The organism is Lacisediminimonas sp. (assembly GCF_030645335.1).
GTDB lineage: Bacteria > Pseudomonadota > Gammaproteobacteria > Burkholderiales > Burkholderiaceae_D > Lacisediminimonas.
In genome coordinates this window covers 10,685-31,410 of sequence record NZ_JAUSNH010000148.1, presented here as the reverse complement: position 1 = coordinate 31,410, position 20,726 = coordinate 10,685, and the positions used below count along the sequence as shown (strand labels likewise).

At 62.9% G+C, this 20,726-nt stretch carries 4 protein-coding genes; 3 read left to right on the top strand and 1 reads right to left on the bottom strand.

The window, feature by feature from the left end; translation table 11 throughout:
* On the top strand, positions 1-206 hold a 206-nt coding region (locus tag Q7T64_RS10555), incomplete at its 5' end, for a hypothetical protein (RefSeq protein WP_304795285.1).
* 6 nt (positions 207-212) lie between these two features.
* On the opposite strand, the gene Q7T64_RS10550 is transcribed toward Q7T64_RS10555, so the two are convergent.
* Positions 213-956 (bottom strand): IclR family transcriptional regulator, encoded by a 744-nt coding sequence (locus Q7T64_RS10550; protein WP_304795286.1) that lies wholly within the window; start codon positions 954-956, stop codon positions 213-215.
* Positions 957-1,258: 302 nt separating this feature from the next.
* Here Q7T64_RS10550 and Q7T64_RS10545 point away from each other — a divergent pair, with 302 nt between their 5' ends.
* Together Q7T64_RS10545 and Q7T64_RS10540 are read left to right on the top strand one after the other, a co-directional pair.
* Positions 1,259-2,506, top strand: coding sequence for a glycosyltransferase family 4 protein (locus tag Q7T64_RS10545; protein WP_304795283.1), 1,248 nt, complete (start codon positions 1,259-1,261; stop codon positions 2,504-2,506).
* A gap of 206 nt (positions 2,507-2,712) precedes the next feature.
* Complete coding sequence (locus tag Q7T64_RS10540; protein WP_304795281.1) at positions 2,713-20,583, top strand: Ig-like domain-containing protein; 17,871 nt, start codon at positions 2,713-2,715, stop codon at positions 20,581-20,583.
* Positions 20,584-20,726: the final 143 nt, after the last annotated feature.

Here is a 20,726-nt window from a genome sequence, read left to right as displayed (position 1 = left end):
TAGCCAAATGGGTTTTCGCGTCTTTTTCTTTGGTGACTTTCTTTTTGACGCGTCAAAAAGAAAGTTACGCGCCCGCGGGGGCGCACACCCCGCTTAACAATAACGAAAATAAAAAACGATTAACAAAACCGAAGCAAAAATCCGAAAAACAGGCAAAAATAATAATACAAATAAAAAGAAAAATAAAACAGATTACCCAATATTAAAAATAATCATCTCGCCCCACCCACATCCCTCAAAACCCCCGAAACCCTCCCCGCCACCTCCCGAATCAACGCCTTCAATCGCGGCAACTCCCGCTGGACCCGCTCCGCCGGTCCCGCCATCAACAAACAGTGTGTCGCCGTCCCATCGGCCAGCAATATCGGCGCCGATATGCCCGCCGCCCCCGACACCGACTCATTGATACTGACCGCCACCCCGGCCACCCGGATTCGCTCTATTTCTTCCCGCAACCAGACCTTGTCAATCGCCCCCCCGGTAAGCAGATGCGTCATCTTCGTGCCCCGGATATAACCCTCCCGCCATGCCGCATCCTGGTACGCCAACAACACCCGTCCGGCGGAGGACACATACAGCGGCCGCACCGTACCGGCCGGCACCGCATAACGCACCGCCTGCCGGCTCTCCACGCTTTCCAGGTAAGTCACTTGCCCCGTTTCGCGGTCGATCGCCGCCAGATAGACGGTTTCGCCGGCGCGCAACATCAAATCTTCCATGTAATGCCGCACCACCTTGGAAAAGGAATGCGCCGCCATGATGTCGGCCGATAACTGGAAAATGGCATGGCCCAGGCCATAGCGGCCCTCGATATGGGACAAATGGCCGGTCGCCACCAAGGGCCGCAACAGCGCCAGCAAGCTGCTTTTCGGGGCGGAGAGATGGGCGCTCAATTCGGCCAGCGTCAGGCCGTTGGGCGACCTGGCGATAGCCTCGAACAGCTTGAGCACGCGCATCAGGGAACGGGGCCCGACCGCATTGCCGGCGCCCGCAAGGTCAGCATTCGCGACCATCGCTTGGGCGGATTTCGGGCGGGCCTTGGCCGCAGACGATTTTGGCGGACGCCGGGCAGGGGTGGAGGGCAAGGGCAGGGCCGTAGGCTAAGGGTGGGAATAACGCGAACCGCGTCCGGTCTTGCGGGCAAAACCTGGACGCAGAATTGTTCTGGATATTACCAGAGCGCCGCAGCCGCCGATGTGACCGCAATGCGCAAATTCAACGCATAATCTGCGCTTCGCCGACCCTGTCGAATCGCCCCATGCGCATCTTGTTCATCCACCAGAATTTTCCCGGCCAGTTCAAGCACCTCGCTCCGGCGCTGGCGCAGCAGGGGCATGAAGTAGTTGCCATCAGCAACCGCGCCGACAGCCCGTCCACCTGGAGCGGCGTACGCATCCTCACCTACCGCAACGACCGCCCGACGGCAAAGAACATCCACCCCTGGCTGGCCGATTTCGAACCCAAGGTAATCCGCGCCGAAGCCGTATTCCGCATCGCGCAGCAACTCAGGCAAAGCGGTTTCATGCCCGATGCGATCGTCGCCCACCCCGGCTGGGGCGACAGCATGTTCATCAAGCAAGTGTGGCCCGATGCCCGGCTGGGCCTGTATTGCGAATTCCATTACACGCCCACCGGCACCGACGTCGGTTTCGATCCGGAATTCCCGGTCGACCTGGCAAGCGCCGGCTGCCGCATCGCCCTGAAGAACCTGGGCAACCTGGTGCATTTCCAGGTCGCCGATGCCGGCATCGCACCGACCCGCTGGCAAGCCAGCACCTTCCCGTCGCCATTCCGGGAACAGATCAGCGTGATCCACGACGGCATCAATACCGATGCCGTCCGGCCCAATCCGGCGGCGCGGCTCACGCTGACCGGCGCCGAAGGCCGCGAGCTGGTGCTCGACCGCAGCGCGGAAGTGATCACCTTCGTCAACCGCAACCTGGAGCCTTACCGTGGGTACCACGTTTTCGTGCGTTCGCTGCCGGCCTTGCTCAAGCGCCGGCCGAACGCCCATGTGCTGATCGTCGGCGGCGATGACGTCAGCTATGGCGACCGGCCGCCGCCGGGCAAAAGCTGGCGCAATGTGTTCTTTTCCGAAATCGTCGGGGAACTGTCGCCGGAGCAAAGGGCGCGGGTCCACTTCCTGGGCCATGTCGCCTATCCGAACTTCATCGAAATGCTGCAGTTGTCAAGCGTACATGTTTACCTGACCTATCCGTTCGTGCTGAGCTGGAGCCTGCTGGAGGCAATGAGCGCCGGCTGCGCCATCGTCGCCAGCAACACGCAGCCGGTGGCCGAAGTGATTGAAGACGGTAAAACCGGGCTGCTGGTCGACTTTTTCGACCGGGATGCGCTGGTAGAACGGGTGTGCGGCTTGCTTGATGACCCGGCGCAGCGGGAGCGGCTGGGCAGCGCCGCCAGGAATCTTGTCCAAGGGCAATATGACCTGAAACGGATCTGCCTGCCCCAACAACTGGCGTGGATCGCCAAGCTTACAAAAAGCTGACTCCGGAATAGTTCGTTCGGTCAATGGAAAATTAGTTACTTTTATTGTTTTTCGGTAACAACCATGCAATGATTTGGCCTTGTTGTCATTGGCCTATCCGATTGCGCTTGAAGTGTTCCTGAAAACTGCATCCGCTTCGTCCCACTTGCGCTCTGTTTTGGTGCGCAACGTTCTCGTCTTCGACTTTACTTTCCCTGGAGTTCCCCATGCCGGTCACTAAGAAACCGCTGATTCAGCTCGACTTGTTCCAAGCCAACGGACTTGCATCAGGGCAAAAATCTCGAGTCGGAAAGGGAGCGCTCAAGAAAAAGCTGCTGGCGGACGAGGCGCAAGCAGCATCGCAGGATGGCCTGGCGGATCTGGCTGAACAGTTGTCGGATTCGGCTATCGGGGCGAGCGAGCAACCGATGCTGCTGGCGCAGGCTGAAGCGGCCGGCGGTGCTGGTGGTGCGGGTGGGGCTGCAGGGGCCGGCGCCGGAGCGGGAGCAGGCGCCGGGGCGGGCGCGGCAGCAGGAGCGGGCTCCGCAGCTGGGGCGGCGGGGGCAGCTGGCGCGACCGGTGCAGCTACGGCAGGCGCGGCGGTTGCCGCGGCCGGATCGATTTCGGCGCTTGGGGTTGTCGCTGGCCTGGCCGTGGTCGGTGCGGCAGCTGGTGGCGGTGGCGGCAGTTCCGACCCGGTGGTCCTGGCGGGGGTGACGCGCACTGTACCAACCGTCGCCATCACCGACAACAAGCCCGGCGTTGCCGCCGGCGATATCCTTTATACCTTTACCTTCAACGAGGCGGTGACCGGTTTCACCGCCGCCGATGTGACCGTCGCCAATGGCACCAAGGGCGCGTTTGCGGCTGATCCGGCCGGCAAGATCTATACCCTGGTGGTCACGCCGACTGCCGGATTTGAAGGCAATGTGACGGTCGATGTGGGCGCATCTGCCGCCGTCAGCGCAGCAAATGGTGGCGCCAGTGCTGCGGCAACCCAGTCGATCCAGGTAGCAGACACCCTGGCGCCGTCGGTAGTCAAGGTGGCCGGTGCAACTGGAACAACAGTCACGGTCGAATTCAATGGCACGCTCGACGCCGCCAATCCGCCCCTGCCGGGCAGTTTTACCGTCACCCAGGGTGGCGTGGGCATCACGGTGACCGCTGCTGTTGTCAACGGCGTCAATGTCGTGCTGACGCTGCAGTCGGCACTGGCAATTGGCACCATGACCAACGTGGTCTATACCGACGACGCGCTGGTCAACAACGCCAACGCCGTGCAGGATGCTGCCGGCAACGACGCGGTGGGCTTTGCCAGCGGCAAACTGGCCGACGGCTATGTGCGCGGTGCAAAAGTCTATATCGACACCAATAACAATGGCACGGCCGACGAATTGACCGACTTCTTTGTCGGCTTCACCAGCGATGCCGGTGATTTCTTCATCCCGTCCGGCGCGCCGATGGGCACCATCATCGCGGTCGGCGGCGTCAATATCGATACCGGCGTGGCCAACCTCATGCCGCTCAAAGCGCCAGCCGGGTCTACCAGCGTCAACCCGCTGACGACCCTGGTGGAGTCGGTGGTCGCCAAAGCGGTGGCAGCCGGCGGAACGGCGGACACGGCTACCATTGCGGCGGCGTCCAACACGGTCGCCACATCGCTCGGTATCAGCCTGAATGGCGGCAGCCTGACGGACTACGACCCGCTGGTCGCGGGCGACGTCACCGCACAAAAAGCGGCGGCCCAGATTGCCACGGTCTTCACGCTGGCATCGAGCGGCGACGGCAATGCCGCCAATGGTGCATCGGTGCTCGCCAACCTGACCACCTCGATCGAGGCGGCCGGCACCAGTGGCGCCACGCTGAACCTGGCTGACTCCAGCACGGTGAGCAGCATGCTGGCCGGCGTGACGCTGTCCGATGCGCAGCAAAGCACGATTGCCGATGCCTCGACCAAGATCGGCGAAGCGCAGTCGCTGGGCGACATCAGCGCCGCGCAAAGCCAGTTCCTGGACACGGTTGCACCGGATGCGCCGGTAGCAGCCGGCATTGCGGCAACCAATGACACCACGCCGACGGTGCGCGTCACCTTCAATACCCAGGACACTACGGGCAAGGCCGTGATCGCCGGTGACACACTGGTATTGAAAAAAGGCGGCGTCGATGTCAGCGCGATCGTTGCGCTCACAGCAGACGATGTAACGGCCGGCTACAAGGATGTCACCGTCACCACGGTACTGGCCGAAGGCAGCAACGCGATCAGCGCGACGCTGCGTGACCAGGCCGGTAATGCTGCCAACTCGGCGGCCACCGCCAACATCGTGGTCGACACCCAGGCGCCTGCTGCGCCGGTGATCAATGCGATTGCCGGCGACAGTGTCATTTCGCTGGCCGAGTCCGGCGGCACGGTCATTTCAGGCGTGGCCGAGGCTGGCTCCAAAATCACCCTGTCACTCGGCGGCAATGCACGGGAAGTCACGACCGGTGGCAATGGCGTGTGGACTTATAACGTTGTCGCGGCCGACATTACCGCGATGGGTCAGGGCGGCGAAAGCATCACTGCTACGGCAACCGATGCCGCCGGCAATATCAGCACCTCGGCAATCCGCTCTTTGACGGTCGATACCGTGGCGCCGACCTTGACGGCGAGCATTACGGCTGCAGGCGATAACGTGGACCCGAACGTAGGCAATATTGCCAACGGCGGCGCTTCCAATGACAACACGCTGGCGCTGTCGGGCAGCGTGTCCGGCGCACTGGCCAATGGCGATGTGGTCGTTATTTTTGATGGCGCAACCCGGCTCGGCAGTGCCGTGGTCAGCAACACTACCTGGACTTTTACCACCTCGCGCCTGACCAACGCGGTGCATAGTTTTACCGCGCGCATTGAAGATGCTGCCGGCAACCAGGGCACGACCAGCGCTGCCTATGGCGTGCTGGTCAATGCGACCGTCCCTGTGGCGACGCTGACGATCAGCGGCGACAGCCTGACCAGCGACACGACGCCGACCTTGTCGGGCGGCATCCTGGTGAACAGCATTGCTGGCGCGCTTTCAGATGGCGACGTGATCGTCGTGTATGACGGCGCGACACGCCTGGCGGGTAACGCCACGGTGACCGGCAGCACCTGGACCTACACCTCGACGGCATTGACCGAAGGCGTGCACAGCCTCAAGGCCGTGGTAGAGAACGCGGGTGGCAACCAGGGTGCAATGAGCAGCGCGCTGTCCTTGACGCTGGACACCACTGCAGGCGCGGCGCCGAGCAGCAACATGGTGGCCGGTGACGACGTGATCAATGCCGCTGAACAGGGCAGCGTCATTTCCGGTTTCGCCGAGGCCGGCGCGACGGTGACGCTGGGACTGGACAGCGCGAGCCGTACCGTGACCGCATCCAGCAGCGGCACGTGGACCTATACGCTGACATCGGCCGACATTACAGCGATGGGCCAGGGCGCGGCGACGCTGAGCATTGCCGCCACCGATGCCGCAGGCAACCCGAGCACCGGCGTTTCGCGCACCATCACGGTCGATACCGTCGCACCGAATACCCCGACCATCAACGCTGTCGCGGGCAACGACATCATCAATAGCGCCGAAGTGACCAGTACCATCACTGGCCAGGCAGATGCGGGCGCCACGATCAGCCTGGTTCTGGGCACAGGCAATGTGCGTGTCGTCACCGCAAACGGCAACGGCGATTGGTCTTATACCTTGCTGGCGAGCGACATCACTGCCATGGGCCAGGGCGGCGAAACCATCGTCGCCACCGCTGCGGATGCCAGCGGCAATGTCAGCGAACTTGCTACACGCCAGGTCGGGATCGACACGGCGTCGCCATTGCTGACCTCGTTCGCATTGAGCAGCGACAGCGATACCGGGGTCAAGGGCGACGGGCGTGGCAATGACGCCACCCCGACCATCCAGTTCACGGCAGAGGCCGGTGCGACGCTTGAAATCGACCGGGGCGACGGCAACGGCTACCAGGCGAGCAACCTGGTCGGAACCGGTGCGGCGCAGTCACTGACAGCGCCGGCCTACGTGGCGGACGGCACCTATGTGGTTCGCCTCAAGGCGACCGACCTGGCCGGCAATTCCACAGTCCGTACCGGCAGCTACATACTGGACACGGCAGCACCAGCGATTCCGGCCATCACGAGTGTGGTGGATGATGCTGCGAACCAGACCGGCGCAGTGGCCAGCGGCGCCAGCAGCAACGACCAGACACTGAGCATCAACGGCACAGCCGAGAATTTCGCGCAGGTCCAGGTGTTCAACGGCGGCACGCTGCTGGGCAGTGTTTTTGCCAACGCCACTGGCGCATGGACCTACACGATTCCGACGGCATCCGCGCTGGCCAACGGCAGCACAGCGGTATTCACCGCCCGGGCAACCGACGCCGCCGGCAATACGACCGCAGCCAGCGCCAGCCATAGCGTGACGATCGACACCACTGCGCCAGGCGCACCCGTGATCAGCGCCGTTAGCGGCGATGGCCGCGTGAACCTGGCAGAAAAAACCAATGGCGTGAACGTAAGCGGCACGGCGGAATCCGGCGCCAGCGTGGCCGTGACATTGGGCAATGTCACCAAGACGGCTGTTGCCACCGGTGGCGCATGGAGCGTGAGCTTTACGTCCGGCGAAATTCCGGCGGACGGCACATCCTCAATCAGCGCCGTGGCAAGCGATGGCGCGGGCAATGTCGGTGTTGCCGGCTCGTTGCCGTTCACGATAGACACCGTCGCCCCGATTTTGCCGACCATCGCCGGCGTCGAGACTGACAATGTCGTCAACGTCAGCGAGAAAGCGGATGGCGTGACCATCTCTGGCGGCGCTGAGCCTGGCTCGACTGTCGCGATTGTCTGGGGTTCCGTGACCAAGTCGGCGCTGGCCGGCGTGGGCGGCACATGGTCTGCCACATTCGCGGCAACTGACGTTCCTGCGGATTCGCTGGCGGCGACGATTACCGTCACCGCGCAAGACGCCGCACTCAATACCAGCCTTGCCGCGACGCTGGACGTGATCGTCGACGCGACAGCACCGGGCGCAACGCTGGCCATCGTCGGCGCCGAAGATAACGTCGGCACGGCGGAAACGCTGGCTAGCGGCGACATCAGCAATGACAGCACACCGGCCCTGATCGGCACCATCACCGGCGAACTCGGCGCGGGCGAGATGATCATCGTGTACGACGGTCTGCAGGCCCTAGGCGCCGCAACATTGACCCAGACCGGCTGGCGCTTCGCGGTGCAATCAGCCGGCAACGGCGAGCATGTCTACACGGCGCGGGTTGAAGATGCAGCAGGCAATGCCGGCGCCGCCAGCGCTGCGTTCAACCTGAGCGTGAATGCGACGCCGCCGGCATCGACGGCGACCATCACGGGCATCCAGGACGACAGCGGCAGTGTGACTGGCGCAGTCACGACCGGCACCAGCGACGACACGACACCGACACTGTCGGGCGCAATTGTCGGGACATCGGCCCCGGGCGACATCGTCACCCTCTATGACAACGGCAACCTGATCGGTTCGGTTGAAGTCACCGGCGCGAGCTGGAGCTTTACACCGGTCACACCGTTGGCAGAAGGCAGCCACAGCTTTACCGCAGTGATCGAGAATTCGGCGGGTTCGCCCAGTGCTGCAAGCACTGCTGTCGCGTACACGGTTGATACCACGCCACCGGCGGCACCGGTGATCACCACGGTGACCGATAACGTCGGCAGCATTACCGGCGCGCTCGTGGGCGGCAGCACGACCAACGACGCGACATTGCAGATCGATGGCACGGCAGCCGCGCTGTCTACCGTCAGGATATTCAATGGGCAGACCTTGCTGGGCCAGACCAGCGCCAGCGATACCGGCGCCTGGAGCTTCACCACGACTGCGCTGACTGACGGCGCCGCCTATCTGCTGAGCGCCACGGCAAGCGATGCGTCGGGCAATGCAAGCGGTCCAAGCGCCACCTTTGCCGTCACCATCGACACCAGCGCGCCCGCGCTGCCAGGCGTGAGCGCCGTGGCCACGGACAACGTCGTCAACAGCGAAGAGAAGCTCGCTGGCGTGGTCGTGTCCGGCACCGCCGAAAGCGGCAGCAGCGTCGCCGTGATCTGGGGAACGTCGACATTGATGACGACGGCAGTAAATAACGCCTGGAGCGTCACGTTCAGCGCCGGCCAGGTGCCGGATGATGGCAACGTCAATATCAACGTGGTGGCGACGGACGCCACCGGCAATGCCAGCGCCGCCGCCGTGCAATCGGTGTCGGTCGATTCGTCCGCGCCGGAACAGCCCACGCTCGCCAACATCGCGGGCGACAATGTCGTCAATGCAGCCGAGAAAGCCGCCGGCGTGGCGGTAACCGGCAGCGCTGAAGCCGGCGCGACGGTGACGGTCGTTTGGGGCGCCGTGACAAAGATTGTGACGGCGTCTGAATCCAGCACATGGACAGCCAGTTTCGCTACAGGTGAAATACCGGTTGATTCGCCCACAACGGCGATCAGCGCCACGGCCGAGGACGCGGCCGGCAACTTCAGCCTGGCGGCATTCACCGTCGTGGCGGTGGATGCCACTGCACCGGCCGCAACACTGGCCATTGTCGGCGCGGAAGATAACGTCGGCACGCCGGAGACGCTGGAAAGCGGCGCTATCACCAACGACAACACACCAGCCCTGCTGGGAACCATCACCGGCCCCCTCAACGAGGGCGAGATGATCGTCGTCTATGACGGCCAGCAGGCGCTCGGCGCGGCAACATTGACGCAGACCGGCTGGCGCTTTGCCGTGCAAACAAGCAGCAACGGCGACCATGTCTACACTGCGCGGGTTGAAGACGCAGCAGGCAATGCCGGCGCAGCCAGCACTGCGTTCACGCTGAGCGTGAATGCGACGCCGCCGACATCGACGGCAACGATTACCCGGATCAGGGACTTTAGCGGAGACATCACTGGCGACGTCACGACGGGTGTCAGTGACGAAACGCGGCCGATGCTGTCAGGTGCGATCGTCGGGACATCGGCTCCCGGCGATATCGTGAAGATCTATGACAATGGCAACGAGATCGGTGTAGTCCAGGTCACCGGCGCCACATGGAGCTTTGTACCTTTCGAGCAGTTGGCTGAAGGCAGCCATAGCTTTACCGCAGTGGTCGAGAATGCGGCCGGTTCGCCCAGCGCGCCCAGCACGGCAGTCGCCTACACGGTAGATATCACCGCGCCGGATGCGCCAGTCATCACCGCGGTGACTGATAACGTCGGCAGCATCACCGGCACGCTTGAGGCTGGCAGCACCACGGACGACACGATGCTGCAGATTGAGGGCACGGCAGCTGCCCTGTCGACAATCAGGATCTTCAACGGCCAAGCTTTGCTTGGCACCGCTACCGCCAGCGAGTCCGGCGCCTGGACCTATACCACGACGGCGCTGACTGACGGCGTCGCCGCTCTGTTGAGCGCCACGGCAAGCGATGCAGTGGGCAATGAAAGCACGCGTAGCGCCAGCTTTGGCGTCACGATCGACACCAGTGCACCGGCATTGCCGACCGTGACGGCTGTGGCCACGGATAACTTCGTCAACAGCGAAGAGAAGACCGCTGGCGTCATCGTGTCCGGCACCACCGAGGCCGGCACGACAGTGAGCCTCACATGGGGCGCGACCACCAAGGCAGCCGTGGTGGACGGCGTGAACTGGAGCGCCAGCTTTGGCGCCGGCGAAATACCGGCCGATGGCCAGGGCACGATCCAGATTGTTGCCACCGATGCCGCTGGCAATGCCAGTGCCGTGGCGGAAAGCACGGTCACCATCGACACCATTGCGCCGTCCCTGCTCGATCTCGCACTCGATATCGGCAGCGACAGCGGCCTGGCCGGCGACGGCAAATCCAATGACGCTACGCCGACACTGCTGTTCACGGCAGGTCCGGCCACGCTGTCGATCGATATGGGCGACGGCAGCGGCTTCCAGCCTGCCGGCACCGGTGACGGTACCGGCCTGCCACAGTCACTGACCGCGCCGGCGTTCGCGCAGGACGGCAGCTACACCATTCAATTGAAGGCAGTCGATGCGGCGGGCAATAGCACCGTACGCTCGCTCACCTATACGCTTGATACCGTCGCGCCCACCGTCACTGTCCAGGCAGACCCTGAGGGCGTGGTCGTCGGCGCGGATGAAGGCGGCACGATCAGCATCAACGGCACCATCCTGTCCACGGTTGCGGCCCAGGGCAGCACGATGCTTGGCGTCCAGGCCAGCGCCGTGACGGGCGCCGTCTCGGTGGAGGATGACGCCGGTAATTCCGGAACGGCAAGCCTGCAGGCAGGCCTGGGCACCATCGGCAACGACAGCCTTGCGGCAAGCGGCAATGGCGGCGCGATCCTGTCCGGCTTTGGCGGTGACGACTCGCTGGTTGGCAGTGGCGGCAATGACAGCCTGGTCGGTGGTGCCGGCAGCGACAACTTGTCCGGCGGCGCCGGCGACGATACCCTGCGGGGCGGTGCAGGGCGCGACACGCTGATCGGCGGCGCCGGCAGCGACATCCTGGATGGCGGCACGATTACCGACAAGATCAATAACACCGACCTGAACATTGTCAGCTACGCAGGTGCAGCAGCCGGCGTCAGCGTCAACCTGGCAAGCGGTGTGGCGCTCGATGGCTCGGGTGGCACCGATACCCTGACCAACCTGAATATCGTGGTGGGATCAGGTTTCAACGACACCCTCACCGGCAGCTCGGCAATGGTGTTCGAGCAGTTTGAAGGCGGCGCCGGTGACGACGTGATCGACGGCGGCACAATCGATACGGTGACACAGGCAAACAGCAATCGCGCCAGCTATGCGAGCGCGACGGGGCCGGTCACGGTCAATCTGCAGCTAGGCACCGCCAGCGGCGCGGGCGTTGGCAGCGACACACTGACCAACATCAACCATGTGCGCGGCTCGGCGCACAACGACACCATCACCGGCTCTGACCGTACCGATGTGACCGACCAGCTTGAAGGCGGGGCAGGGGACGACTCCATCGTCGGCGGCGCTGGCACCGACCTCGTGCGCTATGAAAACGCGACGACTGGCGTCACCGTCAACCTGCAAGCGGGAACGGCCAGCGACGGCCAGGGCGGCACCGATACCCTGGTCAGTATCGAAGGCGCGCGCGGATCGAGGTTCGGCGATACGCTGACCGGCCGCAACACGGCCAATCAGCAGGGCGTTACCGACTTTGAATTTTTTGTCGGTGACGGCGGCAACGACACGATCGACGGCCAGGGCGGATTCGACCGCGTTGACTACACCAGCGGCACCCAGGGCGTATTGGTAACGCTGGGCGGAACTGGCGACGGCACTGCCCACGACGGCGTGCTGGTGAATGGCGTGGAGGGCATCGATACGCTGCGCAATATCGAAGGCGTGCGCGGTTCGGCCTTCAACGACACGCTGTTCGGCAGCAATTCGGTCTCGGTAGAGACATTCGAGGGCCGCGAAGGCAATGACTCGATCGATGGCGGTGCGGGCACCGACCGCGTCGAGTACGGCAGCGCCACCGGTGGCGTCACGGTCGACCTGTCTGCGTTCACGGCATCCAATGACGGTTACGGCAACCAGGACACGCTGCTCAACATTGAGAATGTACGCGGCTCCAGCTTCAACGACAGCATCAGCGGCGATATCAACGGCAACCAGCTTGAAGGCCAGGCTGGCAATGACACGCTCAACGGCGCTGACGGCAATGACACGCTGATTGGCGGAGCCGGCAACGACGTACTCAATGGCGGTGTCGGCAACGACCGCATTGTCCTGGGCGTGAGCAATAGCGGCGGCAGCGACATTGCCGACGGCGGTGCCGACCATGACGTGGCGGCATACGACTTCAGCAGCCGGCAGACGGCAGTGAACTTTGCCGCCGGTGGCGGCCTGCAGGGCCTGACGACATCGCAGGTGAATACGCTTGGCGGTACCGACACGCTGAGCAACTTCGAGCAGATCGACATCATCGGCGGCAGCGGCAATGACAGCCTGACCGGCGACGGCGGCGTCAACTACATCGCGGGCAATGGCGGCAGCGATACCCTCACCGGTGGCGATGGCGACGATACATTCGGCTTCAACCTGGCCCAGTCACACGGCATCGACCGGATCACCGACTTGCGATCCGGTGATGGGTTCAGCCTGAACCTGTCGGGCCTGGTCATCAGCAGCATCATGCAAGGCGACGACCCGTCCATGCTCGGGCTTGGCGAGATGATGGTCGGGACGTCGGTGAATGATGTCACGCGCATTTATGTTGGCTCGAACCAGACTGGTGGCGCCGATTTCATGGTCGACCTCCAGGGCAGCTACCTGGCAGAGGACTTCCGGGCATTCGAGACTGAAAGCGGCGCGTACGTCAGGTATGTACCGCCCAACTTCATTTCCGGTGATGGCGACGACAATTACCTGCCGGGCACGGGCGTAGCTGACAGGATCGTCGGCCTGGGCGGCAATGACCAGCTAATCGGCGGGGAAGGGAACGACATCCTGGAAGGCGGCGATGGCAACGACAACCTCAGCGGTGGCGCCGGGGACGACACCATGCTGGGCGGCGCCGGCGATGACTTCTTTGGCGCTGGCGGTCCGGACAATACCGGCAGCGACCTGATCGACGGTGGCGCTGGCTACGACACGGCCATTTACGATTTTTACTGGTCCGGCGGAAGTCTTGAATTCGTGGCGAACGGGACCGCGTTCCAGTCAGAGTCAATGATCTGGACCGACCAGTTGCAGAATATAGAAGAAGTCCAGGTCAATGGCTCCAATTTCGCCGACAACATCACCGGCGATATCCGGCGCAACGTCATCACCAGTAATGGCGGCAGCGATGTGCTGACCGGCGGTGGTGGCAATGACACATTCCAGTACATCACCTGGACCAATGATCCGAACGAGGTTGACCAGATTCTCGACTTCGGCGATGGCGATAACCTGTCCTTATGGTACCAGTACGCGAATGCATTGCAGACCACGATCCTGTCCAACGACCACATGACGGATCTCGAGCAGGGACAGGTCGCGGTCGTCAACCGCGGTAACGGCACTACATGGGTCCAGTTCGGGCTTGACGTCACCCCCGGCACCGACTTGCTGATTTCGCTGCAAGGCACTTATACGGCCGATGATTTCCTGGTTTACAACGACCAGAACCCATCCGGAACGGTGTATTTCTCCGGCTTGTCGTACAGCCGCGCCAACGTCATCATCAACGGCACCGAGTCCGGCGAGACGCTGGGCGGCACCGGCGGTACCGATGTCATCAGCGGCCTGGGTGGCGATGACACGATCAATGCCGGCGATGGCGACGATTCCTTGTATGGCGGCGATGGCAATGATCATCTGGACGGCGGCGCCGGTGCCGACACGATTGACGGTGGCCTCGGCATTGACGTGGTCGACTACAGCAACAGCAGCGTTGCGGTCACCGTGCAGTTGGCCGACACGGTGGATGGCTGGATGGTGAACGGCATCGAACGCGCCGACGTGCTGCGCAGCATCGAAGGCGTGATCGGCTCGGCGTACAGCGATACCTTCTTCGGCACCGACAGGACCGACGTCACCGAGGTGTTCGTCGGTGGTGCCGGCAGTGACACCATCGATGGTCATGGCGGCCGCGACATGGTCGACTACAGCCATGCCAGCAGCGGCGTGACGGTCGGCCTGCAGTTGAATGGACCGGGTTCCGCATCCGATGGCCAGGGCGGGACTGATACCCTGCTGGCGATCGAGGATGTACGTGGATCGGCTTTCTCCGACAACATTGTGGGCAGCGAAGCCGACAACATCATCGAAGGCGGTGGCGGCAGCGACACGATCGACGGCGGCCTTGGCAATGACACGGCGATATTTGCGCTGGGAGGCGCCGGCACCGGGCCACTTACCTGGGCGTATGAGAGTGCCCAGGGCGGCTTCGTCGTGCGCCAGGCAGGTGAGGCGGTGGCCACCATCACGCAGCAGGCGGGTGCCCTGATGGTGCAGGATGCAGCCGGAATCAACAATGGTTTCGGTTCGAGCCGTCTGTTGGCGGTGGAAACGCTGCGCTTCGGCGGCGGTGCGGAAACGCTGGCGATCACGTCGGCCGAGCTGCAATCCCAGCTGCCGGTCGGCAGCACGACAACCCGGATCGACTGGACCGTGGACCAGAGCAGCAGTGTGCTGATCGCGGGCGAGGACCAGATCCGGATTACGGTCCATTTCACCAACCCGGTGACGATCGTCGGCGCACCTGTGCTGAACCTGACGATCAAGGATGGCGACACGACGCACGAGGTGCAGGCCGCGTTTGTACCGTACGGTACTTTGGGAGCCGCGCAATCGTCGATGCAGTTCGTCTACGACATCGAAGCGGGCGTGTCCGGCCAGTACCACATCAACCAGATCAGCCTGAACGGCGCCACCATTACCGAGCCGCAGTTTGCCGGTGGCCTGGCGGCCAACCTGGACCTGGCGGGCCCCAACACCACCATCACGGCCGGCGGCTACATCCTGGGCAGTATCATCAATACTGCCACCGGCACCGGCGCCAATGAGCTCCTGGGGCCGTACGAGGAAGATCCGGCCCTGGCGCCGACTGCCGGCACGTTTGCAGGCGTCGATGGCGGCTTGGGCGAGCGCGACTTGCTGGGTGTGCCAGTCTACCTGGCCGGCGTGGCCACGCTGCAGGCGGCCAATGGCTACACGCTGCGCTACTCTGTCACCGGCACCGGCGAAAGCACCGTGCGCAAGGTGGAAGCGGTGGCGGCTGACGGCACCATCGGCGCGACTTCCATCGTCCCGGCCGGCACCGCTTACCCGACCGGCGTCGAATGCCTGGTGTACCACATCATGTTCAAGGACGCGAATGGCGCAGCCCAGTACAGCGATGTGCAGCCGCTGGTCCTGACCAAGGCCGTGGCCACTTATGTCGACCCGGTCATGACGACTGATCCGGACACATTCATCCAGGGTTCGCAGGGTTCGGACACGATCAATGTGTCGGCCGATACCAGCACGGCAACGCGTTACCTGATTCGTGGCAGTACCGGCAACGACACCATTACCGGCCATGCCGGCTTTGACGCCATCATCGGCGACGGCGGTAGCGACGTGATCAATGCCGGTGGCGGCAATGACCGCATTTTCTTCGGCGGCGGCAGCGACACGATCGTTGGCGGCGAGGGCACCGATAGCCTCACGTTCACTCTGCCGGGCCAGATGGTCAGCGTGGCGCCACGGATTTCCGGACCTTCGATCCAGAGCCAGACCGGTTACTGGGACGAGACCGGCTTCCATGCGACGGCCAGCAGCAACCTGTACCGCCTGAGCGTGGATGATGCCGGCGTGCTGAAGGTGCTGAACTTCAGCGACTTCACGGTGCTTGCCACCGTGACTGAAGTGGAAAACCTGGAGTTCCGCTTTGCGCAGTCGGACATGCGCATCAACGTGCCGCTGCTGTTCGGCACTGGCGGCGCCGACGGTTTGACCGCTACCGGAGAGGGACGGACCATGTTGATGGGCCTGGCCGGCGACGACAGCCTGCAGGCCAATGGTGCCGGCAACTCGCTGCTTGGCGGCGGCGGCAACGACACCTTGTACGGCGGCACCGGCGCGGACAAGTTGTACGGTGGCGTCGGCGTCGATTCGCTCCAGGGCGCTGGCGGCGATGACTTCGTCGTCGGCGACCTGGGCAACGACGTCATTGTCGGTGGCGATGGCAACGATACAGCCGGCTACCTGCTGACGACAGCCGCAAGTGGCGCGCTGAGCTGCGAGTGGGATGGCTCGATCGGCGCTTTTGCCATCAAGCAAGGCGGTATCAACCTCGCGAAAATCACGCAGGGCATGGACGGCTGGTCGGTGGAAGATATCACCGGCGTCAATGGCGGCTTCGGCAGCGATACGGTGACCGGTGTCGAACAATTGGTGTTTGATTATTCGGGCAATGCGACGCCGTTCACCGTCACCCTGGCCAACCTGTCGGTACCAGCCGACGTCAGCACGACAACCCGGATCGACTGGACCGCGGACCAGAGCAGCAGCGTGCTTATCGCCGGCGACGATCAGATCCGGATCACGGTCCATTTCACCAATCCGGTGACGATCGTCGGCGCGCCCGTGCTGAACCTGACGATCAAGGACGGCGACACGACGCAGCAAGTGCAGGCCGCGTTCGTGCCGTACGGCGACGCTATGGGCGGCGCGCAATCGTCGATGCAGTTCGTCTACGATATCGAAGCGGGCGTGTCCGGGCAGTACCACATCAACCAGATCAGCCTGAACGGCGCCACCATTACCGAGCCGCAGTATGTCGGTGGCCTGGCGGCCGACCTGACTCTGGCCGGCTCCAACACTACCATCACTGCCGGCGGCTACATCCATGGCAGCATGACCGGCGCGACCGGTACTGCCGGCAACGATGTGGTGGGGCCATACGAGCAAGATCCTGCCCTGGCGCCGACGAACGGCATCTTTGCCGGCGTCGATGGCGGACTGGGCGAGCGCGACATGCTGGGCGTGCCGGTCTACCTGGCAGGCGTGAGCACCCTGGAGGCGGCCAATGGCTATACGTTGCGTTACTCCGTCACCGGCACCGGCGAAAGCACTGTGCGCAAGGTGGAAGCGGTGGCGGCTGACGGCACGATCGGGGCGACTTCCATCGTCCCGGCCGGCACCGCCTATCCGGCCGGCGTAGAAGGCATGCTGTACCACATCATGTTCAAGGACACGAATGGCGCAGCCCAGTACAGCGACGTGCAGTCGCTGGTCCTGACCAAGGCAGTGGCCACTTATGTCGACCCGGGCATGATGACCGATCCGAACACATTCATCCAGGGTTCGCAGAATTCAGACGCAATCGATGTGTCGGCCGACGCCAGCACGACATCGCGCTACCTGATTCGTGGCAGTACCGGCAACGACACCATCACCGGCCATGCCGGCTTTGACGCCATCATTGGCGACGGCGGCAATGACGTGATCAATGCCGGCGGCGGCAACGACCGCGTCTTCATCGGCGGCGGCAGCGACACCATCGTTGGCGGCGATGGCACCGATAGCCTGGTGTTCACCCTGCCGGGCCAGATGGTCAACGGGGTCGGCCGCATTTCGGGGCCTGCGATCCAGAGCCAGACCGGTTACTGGGACGAAACCGGCTTCCATGCGACGGCCAGCACCAGCTTGTACCGATTGAGCGTGGATGATGCCGGCGTGCTGAAAGTGCTGAACTTCAGCAATTTCTCTGTGATTGCCACCGTGACTGAAGTGGAGAACCTGGAGTTCCGCTTCTCCCAGTCCGATTCGCGCATCAACGTGCCGCTGGTATTCGGCAGCGCACAGGGCGATGAACTGTTCGCAAGCCCGAATGGCCCGGCGGTCCTGATGGGTCTGGGCGGCAACGATACGCTGCAGGCAGATTTTTCCCACGGCGGCACGCTGCTCGGTGGCGGCGGCAATGACAATGTGTGGGGCAACAACAGCGCCGACTTGTTGTACGGCGGCGCGGGCGATGACAATATCTACGGCGGCAATGGCGACGACTTCATGGTCGGTGACGCCGGAAACGATTACATCGACGGCTCCGACGGCAATGACGTTGCCGCCTTCCTGCTGAAGACCACGGCCACCGGCGCTCTGAGCGTGGTCTATGACGCGCAGGCCGATGCCAACCTGGTCATGCAAGGCAGCACCGCGCTGGCCAGGATTTTCACCGGCATGAACGGTTGGGTGGTGCAAGACCTGAGTGACCTGGTCAACGGCTTTGGCAATGACAACGTGTCCCATGTGGAGACACTGGTGTTCGACTTCAGCGGCAACACCACGCCACTGTCGGTCCAGGTTTCGGCGCTGACAGCCACGACCGGTGACACGTGGCGCACGATCGTGCTGCATGGCGACGAAAGCCCGAACCAGATGGTCGCTGGTGACTGGGAGGCCGAACTGTTCGGTGAGGGCGGAAACGATACGCTGACCGGCGGTTCGGGCTATTCGACGCTGGATGGCGGAGCCGGGGACGATCTGCTGGTTGGCGGGACTGGCGAAGTCGAGATGATCGGCGGTGCCGGCAACGACACGCTGGACAGCACGGTGGGCGCCGGGTATGCGAACTATTTCATGTCGCAGTCGGCAGTAACGGCCACGCTTGGCGCGGACGGAAGTGGCAGCGTGACGGGTGGCATTGATATTGGAACGGATACGCTGTTGGGCATTGACGGTGTGATCGGCTCGAACTTCAACGACACCTTGACCGGCGGCGCCGGCAATGATGGCTTCATGGGTGCAGGCGGCAACGACAGCATCGACGGCGGTGCGGGCGGCGACACGCTCTACTACGAAAATACCAACTTCAGTAGCGGCGTGATCGTGAATCTGTCTGGTGGGGCACTGAACGGCGTGAATGTCAGTTCGGTTAATCCGGGAGGAAGCGGAACCGTTACCGTGCAGGGCGGGACTGCGCGGGATGGATTGGATAGCGTCGCTGGCGGGCTCGGCGGTACCGATATTCTATTGAATATCGAAAACGTGGTTGGCTCCGATTTCAACGACTTTTTGGTTGGTAGCAACGGCGCCAATCTGCTGCAAGGCAGCCACGGTGCAGACACCCTGCGCGGGAATGGCGGTGCGGACACGCTCAATGGCGGCAATTCCAGCCTGCCAGGCGCGTTGGGCTTGTCGCTGAGTGAGTACGATTGGGCTGACTATGCCAACGCCACCACGGTGACAGGTGCGGCCACCACTGGCGTGTCGGTCAACCTCGGCGCCGACACCCTGAACGGCACCGGTAGCGCAAGCGGTTATGCGCCTGCTACCGCAAGCACGAGCGCCTTTACCCATACACTGATCGGGATCGAGGCAGTGATGGGCAGCGCCTTCAATGACACGATCACCGGTGACGCCCATGACAATATGCTGCGCGGCAATGCCGGTGACGACCTGATCAATGGTGGCGTTGGTAACGACTGGGTGGACTATGCGAATGCGGCCACGAGCACCGTCACAGGCGGCAGCTCCCTGCTCATCAATCTCGCCAACGGTAGTGCAAGCGGCGGAAACATCGGGGCCGATACCCTGATCAGTATCGAACGCGTGCGCGGTTCCAACCTTGCCGACTCGATCACGGGCAGCGCCGGGGACAACGTAATCCGTTCCCTGGCCGGAAACAATACGGTCGATGGCGCTGGCGGATTTGACATCATTGACTATGTACAAGCGAGCGCCGGGGTTACGGTCAACATGAACGCAGATTCCGTCACCGGGGCTTTCGCCGTCACCGCCAGCTATGCAGGCGGCCTGACTGGTACGGACGAGGTAAGGAATGTCGAAGGCGTGCAGGGTAGTCGGTTCAATGACATCATCACCGGCGACGCCAATGACAACCGGTTCAACAGCTTCGGCGGTAACGACGCGTACTTTGGTGGCGCTGGCAATGACATGGTTAGCTACCAGTTTGCTACTTCCGGCATGGCGATCAACCTGGCAGCCGGCACGGCTTCCGGGTACACCACCGACACGCTTGCCAGTATCGAAAACGTGCGCGCCACCGAGTTCAACGACTCCATCGTCGGCACCAGCGGCGACAACTCGATTGTTGGCGGCCTGGGCAGCGACACCATTAACGGTGGCGCAGGCAACGACAGCATCGACCTGACGGCACTCAGTATGACAAACCAGGGATCGCAGCAGGGTTCGGTCGTCAAGATCGATTCACTGCAGGATGGAACCGACACGGTCCTGAACTTCACGTTCAATGACCCGGCCTGGGGCGGCGACCGTATCGATCTGTCCGGTATCGCCAACCTCGGCAGCAATGCCAATGTCGGCCAGTTCTACGGGACCATGCCTCCAAGCGAATTTGCTTACCAGGGCAAGAACGTGATCATTTTCGAAGACGTGGCGATGACCCAGCAGGATGCCGTGGCAAGGGTGACGGCCAACTCCAATGTCGCGGATCAGGGCTTCCTGGTCTTCAAGGATGCAGATAATGGCAACCAGGCAACGATCTTCCATTCCTCCAGCATGATGAGTGACACCAGCTTGCAGGCCGTGGTGGTGCTGGGCGGGACGACCAACCTGAACATGCTGCACCAATCGAACCTGATCCTCTGACGCCAGGCCACCACGCCGATGCTTCAGAACAGCAGGGAAGCAAGCAAAACTTGCTTCCCTGCTGCTATGATCGAACCCGCATTGCCTAGGATCAGCAGCTTGCTGTCGCTTCGCTACACTGTGTCCCGGAGTGCCCGAACGGG